General features: G+C 49.4%; 10 protein-coding genes. All 10 read right to left on the bottom strand.

Annotated features, from left to right (window positions below):
- Positions 1–358: 358 nt before the first annotated feature.
- Positions 359–1,729: a vWA domain-containing protein gene (locus tag OCV81_RS07630; protein WP_262640274.1), complete on the bottom strand. Its 1,371-nt coding sequence runs from the start codon at positions 1,727–1,729 to the stop codon at positions 359–361.
- Positions 1,656–3,284, bottom strand: a complete 1,629-nt coding sequence (locus OCV81_RS07625; RefSeq protein ID WP_148329516.1) for an AAA family ATPase — start codon at positions 3,282–3,284, stop codon at positions 1,656–1,658. Before OCV81_RS07625 ends, OCV81_RS07630 begins: the two co-directional genes overlap by 74 nt.
- On the bottom strand, positions 3,272–4,177 hold the full coding sequence (locus tag OCV81_RS07620) for a DMT family transporter (RefSeq protein ID WP_148329515.1): 906 nt from the start codon (positions 4,175–4,177) through the stop codon (positions 3,272–3,274). The genes OCV81_RS07625 and OCV81_RS07620 overlap by 13 nt, the downstream gene beginning before the upstream one ends.
- 109 nt (positions 4,178–4,286) lie before the next feature.
- A complete protein-coding gene (locus OCV81_RS07615; protein ID WP_022354531.1) occupies positions 4,287–5,819 on the bottom strand; it encodes an acyl-CoA carboxylase subunit beta in 1,533 nt (510 codons plus the stop codon).
- Positions 5,816–6,337: a biotin/lipoyl-containing protein gene (locus tag OCV81_RS07610; RefSeq protein WP_022354532.1), complete on the bottom strand. Its 522-nt coding sequence runs from the start codon at positions 6,335–6,337 to the stop codon at positions 5,816–5,818. The genes OCV81_RS07615 and OCV81_RS07610 overlap by 4 nt, the downstream gene beginning before the upstream one ends.
- Positions 6,338–6,365: 28 nt before the next feature.
- A complete protein-coding gene (gene accC, locus OCV81_RS07605) occupies positions 6,366–7,877 on the bottom strand; it encodes an acetyl-CoA carboxylase biotin carboxylase subunit (protein ID WP_022354533.1) in 1,512 nt (503 codons plus the stop codon).
- Positions 7,878–8,218: 341 nt separating this feature from the next.
- On the bottom strand, positions 8,219–9,163 hold the full coding sequence (locus tag OCV81_RS07600) for a metallophosphoesterase (RefSeq protein ID WP_148329514.1): 945 nt from the start codon (positions 9,161–9,163) through the stop codon (positions 8,219–8,221).
- Between the two features lie 124 nt (positions 9,164–9,287).
- Positions 9,288–10,703, bottom strand: coding sequence for a hypothetical protein (locus OCV81_RS07595; protein WP_148329513.1), 1,416 nt, complete (start codon positions 10,701–10,703; stop codon positions 9,288–9,290).
- Positions 10,704–10,742: 39 nt separating this feature from the next.
- Complete coding sequence (locus OCV81_RS07590; protein WP_148329512.1) at positions 10,743–13,397, bottom strand: TonB-dependent receptor domain-containing protein; 2,655 nt, start codon at positions 13,395–13,397, stop codon at positions 10,743–10,745.
- Between the two features lie 162 nt (positions 13,398–13,559).
- Positions 13,560–14,843 carry a histidine-type phosphatase gene (locus OCV81_RS07585; RefSeq protein ID WP_148329511.1) on the bottom strand — a complete coding sequence of 428 codons (1,284 nt, stop codon included), beginning with the start codon at positions 14,841–14,843 and terminating at the stop codon, positions 13,560–13,562.
- Positions 14,844–14,847: the final 4 nt, after the last annotated feature.

Here is a 14,847-nt window from a genome sequence, read left to right as displayed (position 1 = left end):
GCCCCCAAAACCACTTTCCCAAAACGCAAGTACATTTGCCCTCAAACGCCCTTACGTTTTCCTTCAAACGTCAAAGAGTTTTTCCAGAAATGCTTCGGGGCTTTCGCCCAAACACTTCGGCATTTTGGCTTCAAATTCGGCTTTTCAGGCCGATTTTCACGCATTTTCTTCTCCAGATTCATCCGAATACCCGTTTTTATACAGGAAACACCCCCTCTACAAGCCTTCTGAAAGGGGTAACCCAAGATTATACACAAAAAAATGCGAAATTCCTCCATTCAGAAAGAAAGCAGAATTTCGCATTTTAAATCTTATTTTCAGCAAGAAGCGAAAAACAAGAAAAAAGTGATTTTCCTGTTCAATACATATCCCAATACTTTTCACACTCGTGAAGGTAATCTGTTTCCGGATGAGTACCGAACACCAGCGCATAGAAGGAAGTCCCCCGCAAACGGGCACGATGGATGTCGGCCAGCAGCGCGTCATCGGGAGGAGGCATCTCGAAATCGGAAATCAGTACCACGTCGGCCCGATGCCAGCCGTGGGTACGCAGCATCATCAGCGCTTCGGCAAAGGCCGGACGCACATCGGTACCGCCGTCGAAACGACGTTGCAGGAAGTTCACCAGCACAGGGAAATCGGTCTTCAAATCGCGCACCAGAAGGGTTTGGATGTCTTCCGAGAAGTTGATGACGTAACATTTCCGTGAGGTGGCTTCCGTGAGACGGGCAATGGCCAGCACGGCCGACTTGGCTAAGCGTTCGCGGCCTTCGCGCATGGAACCGGAGGTGTCCACACAAATGATGTAGGGGCCCTGGGCACTGACTTTCTTTTTCTCCGGCGAACGGTCGGAACGGTCCTCGCGGGAATAGGAGTCGAACTGTTGCAGGCGTTTTTCCACATAGCGCTGCATGAAGAAGGGATAGAGCACCTCGTCCGTGAGGTAGCAATACTCCACGGGCAGCAGGCTGTTGAGGTCGTCGCCCAAGGTCACTCCTTCCACGTCGCTTTGGGCGGCATGATGAATCAGCCTGTCGGCCCGAAGTCCCGACAGGGAGTCGAAACTTTCTTTCCGTCCGCCCACGTTCTTTCCCAGGCAGCGCACCAGCTCGCGTATCTGGCGGTTCTGCTCCATGGCTTTCTCATAGGGCACCACTTTCTGATAGAGTTCCGGATGGTTCCGCAACAGCCATTTCACGCGCGAGCCCCGGAGGTTGCCCTCCGTTTTCAGGCCGAACGACTTGTCCAGCAGGGCGAACCCGTCGCACAGGTGGAAGAGGTGCTGGTACTGGTAGTCGTATTCCTTCACCGAGAGCAGATGGTGCCACTTGTCCAGAAAGAGTTCCTGTAGGGCTGCACGTTCTTCGCTTCCTTCGGGAAGCCGGGACAGGCGACCGATGTAATAGGACACATCCAGCTCGGCCAGGGTATAGCGCTTGCGGAAGGCCGTTTCCATCCGTTGCAGGAAGGTCAGGAAATCGGCCGACGAAAGGGTTGCGTTTGCATAGAAGACTTCCCATTCGGGGGTATAGCGGGAATAGAATTCCTGAAGCGAGGGCACCGTCTTGCGGTAATAGTCCCACACACATTCTTCCAGCTCGCTCTCCAGCACCGTCCGCCCCTGAAGGTATTCTTCCATCCGCGCCCGGCTCCGCTCACGAAGTTGCTCCAAATAGGCTGTTTTCAGGTCTTTCAGACGGATATTCCTCGTTCTCTTTCCGGTATGCATGTTTCATTTCCTCCAATTCGTTCCGATAGCGGAACAGGGCTTTCGTCGGCTCGCCCAGTATCCGGCTCATGGCTTCTTTTTCTTTTCGTCCGACAAACAGATGGCTTGCGCAATAGTCGGCTTCTTCTTTCACCCAGTCGCCGCAATGGGCTTCCACGTGACTGAGCTGCTGTTCCAGCCGACTGAAGCGGGCGGGAAGGTCTTCGTGCGACTGTACTTCCATGGCGGGCAGGGCGGTACAGTCGGGCGTGCACAGCAAGGGGTATTCATAGTCGTTGATGAACACCGAACGGCGGCCCCGACGAAGGGTGTAGACTTTCGAAGGGGATACCTTGCCGCGCATCGAGGGGTCGTATTTCTTCAGCACGTAACAGTCGGTCTTGTACTTATCCTTATGCAGGTAGAACTGCTTGCCGGTATCGTCCAGCTGCTGGTAGTCGGAAGCAAAGAGGAGCAACCGTCCGGCCAGCCGCACGCGCTCCACCTGGTAATAATACGCATCGACCAGTTGCAGTCCGGCATCGGCCCGCTCGCGCAGGGCTCCTGCGGAGTCGAGTTCTTTCTTCAGGGCTTGCAAATCGGCTTCAATGCCGGAAAGGTTCAGCACATAGCCGCGCACGCTCTCTCCTACCGCGGTCAGCACGGCATCGCGCACCCAGTCTATCTGTCCGGTCTCGTTCCACAGGCAGTGTACCATCAGCAGGCAGTCGGACAGGCGCACCTCGGTGTTCCCTTGCAGGAAGGCGGAGGCCCGCAGCAGGCGTACGATTTTCTTCCAACGGCGGTCGGACACATACAGGGCGGGTGAAGCGGGTACATCGGCATTTTCCAGCTGACGGTTGTAGTCTTCCAGCTTATCCTTGAGGGAATGAATCACTTCCAGCACGGAATAGTGCAGACCAACGGCCTTCATCTGTTCCTGCCACTGGCGGTATTCTTCGTCGCTCACGGCCAGCTGCTCTTCCATCTCCGGTTCGCTTTCATCGGCGGTCAGAATCATCTGGTCGAATTCGGACAGGTCTTCAATGCCACCCACCAACTTGCGCACCAGGAAACGGTCGTACAGGGCCTCCAGTCCTTGCCCTGAAGCGGGAAGTTCGTTCGAGGCGGCAATCAGCCCCTTCATGGGTACCTGCACGGAGAACTGTCCGTTGCGGTAGATTTTCTCATTGATGACGGTCAGCAGGGCATTCTGTATGGCGGGACCGGCTTTCCAGATTTCATCCAGAAAGACCACGGTGGCGGTAGGCAGATAGCCTTCGGTCATGCGTTCGTAAGTGTCCTCATTTTTCAGCTTGGCGATGGACACGGGGCCGAAAATCTCGTCGGGGGTACTGAAACGCGACATGAGGTATTCGAACGCAGTACCTCCGCGAAACATGAGTTTCAGCCGACGGGCTACCATACTCTTGGCCACTCCCGGAGGGCCCAGCAGGAAAATACTCTCTCCAGCCACAGCCGAAAGCAGTGCCAGGGCCATGACTTCTTCCTTGCCGTACACCCGCTCGTTGAGGGTGTCCAGCAGTTGCTCGATACGGTTCTTCAGCGTTTCCATTTGACGTAGAGTGAGGGTACAAACTTATGGTGCTGCGACAGCACGTTAAGGGTCTGGAGCACCACCGACAGCACAATCAGTCCCAGGCCCAGATAGAAACTGAAGTTCAGGTCCTTGGCTTCCTGGAAAATAATCATGGCCCCGATGATGCTGTATATCGGCTCGAGGTTGTAGCTCAGATTGACCGTAAAGGCGGAAATGACTTTCAGCACCTGAATCTGGAGGATATAGAGTCCGACGGTACAGATTGAAGCCAGACAGAGCAGGTAAATGAAATCCTGCGTCCCGGGCAGAATGGAGGCCACGGGGAAATAATGGAGGTAGAAAGGCAGGATGCACGACAGGCCCAGAAAACCGCCCAGCATCTCGTACATCAGCATGGTGCTGGAGGTATAGTTCACGGCCACTTTCTTGTTGACAATGGTAAACAGCGAAGCCAGGGCCGACGAGATGACGCCCATGCAGATACCGGTCCGGTAGCGGGTGTCGAAATGGAAAATCAGCACGATGCCTCCCACAGCCACCAGGCTGAACAGAATCTCCCGCAAGGAAATGCGGTGACGGTTGATGAGGGGCTCAAAGATGGCGGTAAAGATGCTCATCAGCGACAGGCAGACCACACCGATGGACACGTTGGAGGCCTTGATGCTTCCATAGAAGAAAATCCAGTGGCTGGCCAGCAGCAGCCCCACGGAGGCAATCTTTGCCACATCGCCAAAGGAGACTTTCCGCAGCTTCTTCAAGCACGAAAGCAGCAGAAAGAACATCACGGAGGCAAACATCATCCGGTACCATACGAGCAGTCCTTCGTTCAGGGAAATCAGTCTCCCGAACACGCCCGTCCCTCCGGCAATGAGAATGGAAAGATGCAGTTTTATAAATGCTTCCTTCATAATGACAGAATCTAATGTGATAACTATACAAGAAAGCGAAGAACTCCTCGCGCATGACCGGCGGAATTCTTCGCTTCTTATGTGGATTTACTGAATAATCGTCAGCTGATTACAGCGGCATGTTGCCGTGTTTCTTCGGCGGATTGCTCTGGCTCTTGTTCTGAGTCATTTCCAATGCCTGAATCAGTTTGTAACGGGTATCTTTCGGCAGAATGATTTCATCGATGTAACCCTGTTCGGCCGCACGGTAAGGATTGGAGAATTTTTCCTTGTATTCTTCCACTGCCTTGGCTTTCTCTTCCGGAGTAGCCTTGCGGTAGAGGATGTTTACGGCACCGTCGGCACCCATTACGGCGATTTCGGCTGTCGGATAAGAGAAGTTCACATCGGCACCAATCGGCTTGCTGTTCATCACGATGTAAGCACCTCCGTAAGCCTTACGGGTAATGACGGTAATCTTAGGTACGGTAGCTTCTGCGTAGGCATACACAATTTTCGCTCCGTGACGGATGATACCGTTGTGTTCCTGTGTGCATCCCGGCAGGAAGCCCGGCACGTCTTCGAACGTCACGATAGGAATATTGAAGCAGTCGCAGAAACGGATGAAGCGGGAAGCCTTGTCAGAGGCATCGATGTCGAGCACACCGGCCAGGTAAGCAGGCTGGTTGGCCACGATACCTACGGAACGTCCGCCCAGACGGGCAAATCCGACTACGATGTTCTTGGCAAAGTGAGGCATCACTTCAAAGAAATAATGGTTGTCGACCACCGGTTCGATGATGTTCTTGATATCGTACGGCATGTTCGGGTCGTCCGGAATGACTGTCATCAGCGATTCTTCCGCACGGCGGATATCGTCGGTGCAAGGAATCATCGGCGCATCTTCCATGTTGTTGGAAGGAAGGAAGCTCAACAGTTCGCGGATGCTCATCAGGGTTTCTTCTTCCGTATCGCAAAGGAAGTGTGTCACACCGCTCTTGCTGCTGTGGGTATAAGCACCACCCAGTTCTTCCTTGTCCACTTCTTCGTGGGTCACGGCTTTCACTACGTCCGGACCGGTGATGAACATGTGGCTCTTTTCCTTCACCATGAAAATGAAGTCGGTCAGGGCCGGAGAATAGCAGGCACCTCCCGCACACGGACCCAAGATGGCCGAAATCTGCGGAATCACACCCGAAGCAATGGTGTTCTGATAGAAGATGGAAGCGTAACCGGAGATACTGCCCACACCTTCCTGAATACGGGCACCACCTGAGTCGTTCAAGGCAATGACCGGAGCACCGTTCTTCAGCGCCAATTCCTGTACCTTCACGATTTTCTGGGCACCGGTCGCACTCAGCGTACCGCCATACACGGTGAAGTCGTATGCATATACATATACCAGACGGCCGTCAATCTTACCGTAACCGCATACGATACCGTCGCCCGGAATATGTTTCTTGTCCATGCCAAAGTCTGTGCAATGGTGGATTACGAATTTGTCGATTTCATTGAACGTACCCTTGTCGAGCAACATGTCGATACGTTCGCGGGCTGTCATGTGACCGTTGGCGTGCTGTTTTTCCACGCGTTCTACACCGCCGCCCTGAGAAGCCAGCTTGTCCAGTTCCTCAAATTTCTTATATTGTTCTGCTGTTGTCATTGTTCGTCTTCTTTAATTACATCCAACGTCATTATAACCTGATTGCTGTTGACGGAGTCTCCTTCGTTCACGAGGATTTCCTTCACCACGCATTCACTGTTCACTTTGTAGTTGCTCTGCATCTTCATGGCTTCAATCACTACCACGATGTCGCCTGCCTGCAGACGGTCGCCCACTTTTACCGGAATCTTGACTACCTTGCCCGGCATCGGAGAAACAATCTTATCCTGCTGCTTCTCTTCGGCACCCTTGCGCATACGCAGGTACTTAGCCTGCGAGTCGATGATGTCAATGTTGTATGACTGATAATGTGCGTTCACGGTATAGCTCTTTCCACCTTCCTTACGAATCAGTTCGGCGTTGTACGACTTTCCTTCGTGCAGAATGGAACAACTTCCGTTTTCGGCCATCACGATGTCTACATCGTAAGGCACCCCGTCGATGGTCAGCTGCACCTTGTTGCCTTCCTTGCTGACCAATGTCACGTCCGCAACTCTGTCTCCTATATGTATTTCCATAATCTTCTACTTAATTTGAAACAAACGCTTAGATTCGCAATACGCCTTTTTTCAGACCGAATTCACGCCAACGGCTGATTGGACGGTTATCGCTGGATGCCGACTTGTTTTCTTCCAGGTTCATCAGGTAGTCGATGTAAGCGGCGATCATGGCTATGTTTTCGGTTTCTTCTTCTTTCTGTCCGGCCCATTCACGGAGCATATCCTGGTGTTTCGGAATGAACAAAGTATTGTAATGTCCTTCCACGAAATCGGGCACGTTCATGATGTGACGCAAATAACCGATATTGGTCTTCAAACCGGTAATCTTGTATTCATACAGCACACGGCGCATACGTTCAATGGCAAACTCACGGGTGGTAGCCCACACAATCAGCTTACCAATCATCGGGTCATAATAGATAGGAATTTCGTAGCTTTCGTACACGTAGCTGTCGATACGTACGCCGATGCCGTTCGGCTCAATCAGCTGACGGATGACACCCGGAGAAGGCATGAAGTTGTTTTCAGAATCCTCAGCACAGATACGGCATTCAATGGCATGTCCGCGCTGCTGCAGGTCTTCCTGCTTGAAGTGGAGCGGCTCGTTGTTGGCCACACGAAGCTGCTCCTTTACCAGGTCCACACCTACCACTTCTTCCGTAATCGGATGTTCTACCTGCAAACGGGTATTCATTTCCAGGAAGTAGAAATTGCGGTGCTTATCGACCAGGAACTCAATCGTACCGGCTCCTTTGTAATGCACAGCCTTTGCCGCAGCCACAGCTGCTTCACCCATTTTCTGACGCAATTCAGGAGTGACAAAAGGAGAAGGAGTTTCTTCCACGATTTTCTGGTTACGGCGCTGGATAGAGCATTCACGTTCAAAAAGATGTACGGCATTTCCGAAATTATCACCCAGAATCTGGAATTCGATATGATGAGGTTCTTCTACAAATTTTTCCAGATAAACGGTATCGTCACCAAAAGAAGACATAGATTCCGAACGGGCTGTGTTATAGGCTTCTTCCACTTCGTCCACATTGTGAATCAAGCGCATACCCTTACCTCCACCACCCATGGAAGCTTTCAACATGACCGGATAACCGATTTGATTACAGATTTCTTTGGCCTCTTCTACACTCTGCAAAGGCTGCTCTGTACCCGGAACGACCGGTACACCGGCTGCAATCATGTGCTTGCGGGCAGAAATCTTGTCACCCATTGCATCCATCGTCTCCGGATCCGGACCAATAAAGATAATACCTTCCTGACGGCAGCGACGTGCAAACTCTGAATTTTCAGACAGGAATCCATATCCCGGATGAATAGCATCCACTCCATGACGTTTCGCCGCCATGATAATTTTATCTATGTTCAGATAACTTTCGCGCGATGCAGCAGGACCAATCAGGCAAGCTTCATCCGCATAAAGTACGTGGCGAGCCGTTCTGTCGGCTTCGGAAAAAACTGCCACGGTACGAATGCCCATTTCACGGCAAGAGCGCATCACGCGCACAGCAATTTCACCACGGTTAGCGATTAATACTTTGTGTATCATGCTTTATGTTTTAATTATGATTTCTATGATACCGGACCATTCTCATACAGTCCAATAATCAGGTCATTCGTGCAATGAATATTCCGCTCGTGCACAGACAACCCAAAAACTGTGCAAAAATAGCAAAAAAAGAGACACCGTTCCAACGAATGCCTCTTTTTTTGCCAAATCGCTATTTTTTCCTTCCAAAATACCTAAAAATGAGGAGATGATTATCTCTGTTCAAACAATAACGTAAAGTCGAGTTTACAAAATAATGAAATACGCTATGTGTCTTTCTATTTTTTTAAGAATTTCACAATCTTCTTTTTATCATCGATTCAAATGATAATCACTCTTTATTATTTTGTCTGACGGACCGTATAAATCACCTTTCCATCTTTATTTATCATGTGCAGACACAGTTCTTTCTTATCGGCCGAAACCAAAGAGAAACCGGATTCACTGCTACAGAACTGAGTTCCGTCGACCGCTTTCACTTTGCGGCTTAACGAGCCGGAAGAATTTACCACATAATCGATGGAACTTCCTGGCTTGCGGATGTGCTGGAAGTTATGGATATGCCCACAAAGGTACATACTTACATTTTTATGTTTACGCAAAATGGTGTCCACTCTTTTTTCCATGTCAAGACGTTCCGCATCGCTCTTGTCGGTATCTGCAAAAATCGGATGATGGCCCACTACCAGCACCCAGTCTTCCTTGGAGACGGTCAACACAGAGTCCATCCACGCCAGCTGTTTGTCCATGTCCTGCTTGCAGGCATCCGGATATTTCTCCACATCTTTCCGGTATTTGTCCAACAAAGGAGCTGTATCAATCATGACCAGACGCACAGTGACATCGTCATTCTCCAACACTTTGGTATAATAACGGGCGGGCATCTCCCAGCGGGCACTCACCTGGGCGTAATCCAATACAGCTTGGGTATTGCCTCGATATTCATGGTTTCCCATGACCGGATACCAGGGAATCATCAGCTCCGGATGACTGTATATCAGTTCATAGTTGGTCATCCACAACGGATCGTTCACGCTGCGGACACCTTCAAAATGGTGTACATCCCCCGCAGCCACCACGGCTTCAATATCGACATTCTCTGCCATCTGTCCCATCAGTTCGGCGATAGGCTTCTGGTCGTAATAACCGTTACGCCCCAAGTCATTGGCCAACAGAAAGCTCACCGGCTTTTCCAACGACTTCCATGCAGAAGCATCCTGCGCAAACGCCACCAGTACAGACAAGGACAAACAACATGTCCAGAAAAGTTTTTTCAATGAAATCATAAATCAAGCATTTAAACGAATTGAGAATTCAAAGAATAAGCCCGAGACATACTGTCCGGACTTATTCCACTCGGAAAATACAGTCAATACAGACTGCCTTAACAAAACCTAGAAAAGGAATTTATCATTTTGTACCATACGCCCCGAAACGAGCTTCCACTTTCGGAGAAGTATAACTCTTGCCATTTACGCTCAGGCCTTCTGTTCCAAAATAAGGGGCCAATGCTGCATCATTTCCGTCATAGGCGCCTGTCAATACCGGAGAACCAGCCTGCACATGGAAATCCCATGCATTATTGTATACATAATCTGTCAAGGCTACCTCGTTAATCGGGAAATTCACGAATTTCGGGTCATTAACAGCACATTCTTCAGCAGTTTTGGTAATCACGCTGTGTGCATCCACCACGCCTTCATAATAGTTTTTATGTGCGTATGCATATCCTTCCCAAGCATACGCTACACCAGACTCTTCTGCAAACACCACGTCACTCTTCTGAGTTCCAGAAGCATAATAGTTATAATCAATAACAGACTGGTCGTTGTAACCTTCATCCGGCAAGTTCGGAGTTTTGTAGTTAGGAGTCATGGCTCTGAACTTACAGTTCACCATCAGGTTATTAAAGACATTTGCCAACGCATTCTTTTCTACGTACACACATCCTCCTTTTTCACCGTCACGACGCCATCCGGCATTGATGATGGTGTTGTTGTAGGCCTGGATTTTAGCCATCGCACGTTCATCACTCTGACCAGAACTAGATAACTTCAAGCCATTGGTATTCGGACTGAACATGACATTTCCTGCCACATCTACTACGCAACCAGCTTTTACATTGACTGCTTCTGCCCCGTCGTATCCGTTAGCAGCAAAAATATTATTGGCTACAATGGCATTTCCACCCATCAAGTAAATACCGTCTGACCAACCATTGCGCAGGATGGAATTGGTAATTACATAACGCCCATTGATGTTATCGGTTGTAATCTGCGGATAAGCATCGTCACCTGCTGTATAGATACCTGCACTGGCAGCCGGAGAACCTTCTATTACCTGTGCTCCTGTATATTCAATAATCGTATGATCGATTAACATTTCACCACAAGTAGAAGTGGCGACAATTCCACCCCACATACCTGCGAATATATTTTCCTCCGTACGTTCGCTTTCCGGAATGGAGAACAAAACCGGCTTTTCGGCCGTACCCTCACAATACAAGTTACCATTGACAGTAAACTCAATCGGAGCGTGGTTGGCTCCTACACCATCTGTACTGACAATCACCTGAACACCTTCCTTAATCACCAGGCTCTTTCCTTCGGGCACTGTATAATGTCCCTCAAGTTTTACGATTGTATCGGCAGGCCAAACAATGACATTGTCAGTGTTCTCTTCATTGTTTCCCCCATTGTTCTCATCATTTCCATCCGTATTCTCGGTACCGTCACTATTAGAGATTGGATCTTCTTCCGTACAAGCGGTCATAAAAGACAACGCTACCAAAGCTGTACTTGCCAGCAAATAATTTTTCAGTTTCATTTCGTAATAAATTAGTTATTAGTCAATATTTATATTTGATTATAATTTATATCTGATTCCCAGCATAAACGACTGTCCATGCCATTCCTTGCGCTCAATGACATTGCCATCCTTTCGTTCGGAAGTGACACCTTCTGTATGCGGACCGTTTTGGATAAATCTCAACAAAGGAGTGTCCAACAAATTAGAGGCCTTGGCAAACAGACTGATGCCGTTCTTGAAACTCTTTTCTACAGACGCATCCAGCTGCATGTAGCCGTCTTCCCAAATATCATCGTTATACCAGTTGGAAATGTCGCTCAAACGTTTTCCGGTGTAACTTCCGGCAATCTGTCCTTCCCAACCATATTTGGTGCTTTTGAAAAGCAACGACAAATTCGCCACATGAGCCGCCTGCCCGAACAACGGACGGGTCTGCGAAACAGTCTTCACATCGTTGCCGACCATGGTACGCTTCTCAGTCGTAATCGTAGAGTGAGTATACGTATAATTGGCCTTGATACCGAACCAGTTGAAGTATTTCATGATATCCACTTCCACGCCTAGGTTGGTCGCATCTCCGAAATTCATCGGCTTGTAGTAGGTATCCTGTCCTTCGTTCAACAGACCATATTCAATCGGGTTCTGCAACCGTTTGTAGAACATGCCCACCATAAACTGTTCGGATGATTTCGGGAAATATTCATAGCGCAGGTCAATGTTGTCGGCCACGGTATGCTTCAAATCCGGATTACCTTTTTCTTTGTAGTCTTCATTGATGATGCTGTAAGGCACAATTTCAAAGAAACTGGGGCGGTTGATAGACCGTGCGTACGAGAAACGTAGGTTGGCATTCTTATGCACCCCGTATTTCGCATGAAAACTGGGTAGCACGTCCGTATATTTCTGGTTTCCTTCTGGATCCGCATTTTCCGTAGGGAATTTCAAGACATACCCTTGGTTAGTATGTTCCACACGGACTCCCGCAATGAATTCCCATTTCCGATACGTGTATTTCACCATTCCGTAGCCTGCGCCAATCTTTTCGGAAGCATCGTAGTTCAACGGGTCACTGATGTTACCGTATTTCAAGGGAGTAAACAGAATCTCATCGTAATTATTCCAGTCTTCCCCCTGATATTGTGGGTCCTTCACTCCTGTCGCCGAGTTGAAGGTGTATTCATTGAAAAAACTGTCACGCTTCTTGTCACGGTACATACCTCCGACAGAGAAATCAAAGACAGAACCACCGTCCAGTTTCAGCTTGTACATCAGGTCTACATATCCCGCCTTATCTTTATCTGAATTGTGTTCCCAACGCCGGGTAGCTGCTCCTGAGGTCTGTACGTGGGTACCTTGAAAGAAAATTTCCGCATTGTCCGGAGTCTCACTGTAGGCTTTCGAGATCACGGCCGACCAGTTCAGGCGAAGCGCCCCATCGTCCAAAAAGGAATGTTCCCCTTTCAAAGTTGAATTGATGATATACTGATGGTTCCACTTCATACGTACTGCCCCTTCCTTGTCGTCATGTCCGTCGCGCACTTCTGCCTCACGCATATCCATGTAGCCGTTGTACCAGGTCAGCTTATGATGTTCGTTGATGAAATAATCCAGCTTGGCATGCGCCCCGATACGGGTCTGCTGGGAAGAGTAATTACGATACTCAATGCCGTTGTGAGTGGTGCCCGGCTGATAATACAACTGGCTTTCCTTGCCACGATAGGTGTTCAGGAAACTTCCGGCCAACATCACCCCCAGTTTGTTCTGGAAGAAACGGTCGCCATAAGAAATCCCGGCAGTCAAATCCGGCAATGGCTTTTTCCAGCTCATCCGTAAGTTGTCGGTCGTGAAATTATCCATGGTCACCCGGTTGTCCTCCGGCATCCCCATCTGTTCATACGGTGACTGTTTGACGATGGCTCCGTGGTTGAACGACTGGAAGTCACGGCCGAAATACATGGCATTGTAACCGGTCGACAAATTCACGGTAAACTGCCGTTCCGTAGGCGCATCCTTCATAATCAGGTTGACTGCTCCTCCGATTCCGTCGCCTTCCATATTGGCGGTCAGCGATTTGGTTACTTCCAAACGGTCGAGCATCTCCGATGGGAAAATATCCAGCGGCACAAAACGGTTCTTGTTGTCCGGACTCGGAATCTTCACCCCATTAATCAAGGTATAATTGTAACGCTTGTCCATACCACGCAGAATCGCATACTGACCTTCTCCGCTGCTGTTCCGTTCGATGGTCACGCCTGACATACGCTGAATCACATTCGCTACCGTGATATCCGGAGAAAGTTCGATGGCCTTGGCACTCATCACGTTGACCACATTCATGGCCTGACGTTCAATGCCGCGTGCCCCAGCTTCCGTTCTTCCCGGATTGGAGGCTACCACCACTACCTCATCCAGTGCCACGTCATCGGTTTTCAACGGAATCACGATTTCTTTCTTGTCCGGTGTGACAGTCACCTCATATTTCTTGTATCCTACATAAGAACATACCAATGTATATTTATCTCGGTTGACAGACAGATTAAAGCTACCATCCAACCCCGTAACCGCTCCCTTTCCGGGCTCTTCCTTTACCATTACCGATGCACCGATAATTTCCTCTCCTGTCTGTGCATCCTTGATTTTTCCTTTTACCACACTGGCCTGCACACCTGCAGACATCAGTGACAACAACGCCAAAACGATACTTGCTTTCATTTCCTTTTCTTATTTGCCGCAAAAGTATCCCATCCTATTTTCATCCTTATTGCATAGAAATTTCTTTTCTGTTACATTTAGGCAAGAGATACGTACATAAAAAAAGAGGTATCCCTTTCAAAAAGAAATACCTCTCCTTACAATATGTATAATGCCTCCAGACTACTTCATCTCTGCCGGAAGCTGAATGCTTTCCACCACTTTTTTCCAGTATCTCCGTACCTCTTTCCATGCATAATAGGGAGCTATCTCACTGGGAAGCGGCAATTTCACCTCGCGTTCGTTCAACAGCACCTTGACCAGCACCTCTTTCACCCCTTTCTTACGGTAGAATATCAGTTGCACATTTCCACACATCGGAATGATACGATAGGTACGGTACGTATCTGCAATACGCTGCCAGTCTGCCGTGGAAGCCTGCAAGTCATTGATGCCCATCAGTACCGCCAAAGGAGCCAGGTTCGTGTCGTGCCCATAACGCAACGTCACCCCATTCTTTCGGGAAGCAATCACGGTATCGGCCGTTTCAATGAAATTCTTCAACAGATTTTTTTCGAGCTTGTACATGCAGCCGTCACTCAATGGGGAAGCCCCTTTCTCATAGTACCATTCAAAGTTGTTGCGCTGCCACAAATCATACCGTTCCTGCGGAGTGAACAGGAAAGACAAATCGGGCTGACGGTCGCTGCTCTGGCTGATGCCGTGCAATTCAAACAAGTCTGTCATCAACTTCACCGGCTGTATATGAGCCTCTACATAAGAAGAATCACGAAACAGCTGTCTCATCAAGCGTGCCGGATGCACATACACGCTATCTGCCACACGATACACCGAGTCACTGTTCTCCAAATGCTGTGCTTCATACAAAGGATTCTTGTACTTTATATAATAGGCATCTGCCTCACTGGCCTGTGTGGTGATGTGCAGCTTGGGGTTCAACCCCTTCAATTCCACACAACCCGCTGCCATGGAAAGGAAGGCACGTGTCTTATAGGTAGAGCGTGCATCCACATGCACACCGTCAGCGAACACCTCCGGATAATGCCGGTACATCCGGTCTATTAGCTCCCGGTGTTGCCGCGCCCCTTTCGGCGTCAGTTCGCCATAACGTGCTTCGGCTTCCTGCGCCAAAGCAGCCACCACCTTCAATGCCCGCTTTCCGTCTGCGGTCAGCACCCCGGCCTCATCCGCTGCAAGGAGAAGCGACAAAGGCTGAGTGTATTTCTTTTCCTTCGTCAGATAACGCGAACCATGACGGGCAAACATCGATATATAAAAAGGAGTATAACCCGCGGGAGCTAGGGTAAGTTGCCCATCGGGTGCCTCATAGGCATAGTATTTTCCTCCCGCCAGTGCCGGATTCTCATCAATCTCTTCACGTGCCGTCTGCCCCTGCATGCACAGAGGGAAAACCAGAAACGGCAGTATCCATCCTATTTTTCTCATAAGC

The sequence above is a fragment of the Phocaeicola fibrisolvens genome, assembly GCF_025567125.1.
Classification (GTDB): domain Bacteria; phylum Bacteroidota; class Bacteroidia; order Bacteroidales; family Bacteroidaceae; genus Phocaeicola; species Phocaeicola fibrisolvens.
Note: the sequence above shows the minus strand (reverse complement) of the source record. Positions and strands in the feature narration are given on the sequence as shown.

What these genes read in the sequence shown, in the direction of transcription:
- OCV81_RS07630 (WP_262640274.1), bottom strand. Translation starts at nt 1,729, where the DNA reads ATGCATACCGGAAAGAGAACGAGGAATATCCGTCTGAAAGACCTGAAA.
- OCV81_RS07625 (WP_148329516.1), bottom strand. Translation starts at nt 3,284, where the DNA reads ATGGAAACGCTGAAGAACCGTATCGAGCAACTGCTGGACACCCTCAAC.
- OCV81_RS07620 (WP_148329515.1), bottom strand. Translation starts at nt 4,177, where the DNA reads ATGAAGGAAGCATTTATAAAACTGCATCTTTCCATTCTCATTGCCGGA.
- OCV81_RS07615 (WP_022354531.1), bottom strand. Translation starts at nt 5,819, where the DNA reads ATGACAACAGCAGAACAATATAAGAAATTTGAGGAACTGGACAAGCTG.
- OCV81_RS07610 (WP_022354532.1), bottom strand. Translation starts at nt 6,337, where the DNA reads ATGGAAATACATATAGGAGACAGAGTTGCGGACGTGACATTGGTCAGC.
- accC (WP_022354533.1), bottom strand. Translation starts at nt 7,877, where the DNA reads ATGATACACAAAGTATTAATCGCTAACCGTGGTGAAATTGCTGTGCGC.
- OCV81_RS07600 (WP_148329514.1), bottom strand. Translation starts at nt 9,163, where the DNA reads ATGATTTCATTGAAAAAACTTTTCTGGACATGTTGTTTGTCCTTGTCT.
- OCV81_RS07595 (WP_148329513.1), bottom strand. Translation starts at nt 10,703, where the DNA reads ATGAAACTGAAAAATTATTTGCTGGCAAGTACAGCTTTGGTAGCGTTG.
- OCV81_RS07590 (WP_148329512.1), bottom strand. Translation starts at nt 13,397, where the DNA reads ATGAAAGCAAGTATCGTTTTGGCGTTGTTGTCACTGATGTCTGCAGGT.
- OCV81_RS07585 (WP_148329511.1), bottom strand. Translation starts at nt 14,843, where the DNA reads ATGAGAAAAATAGGATGGATACTGCCGTTTCTGGTTTTCCCTCTGTGC.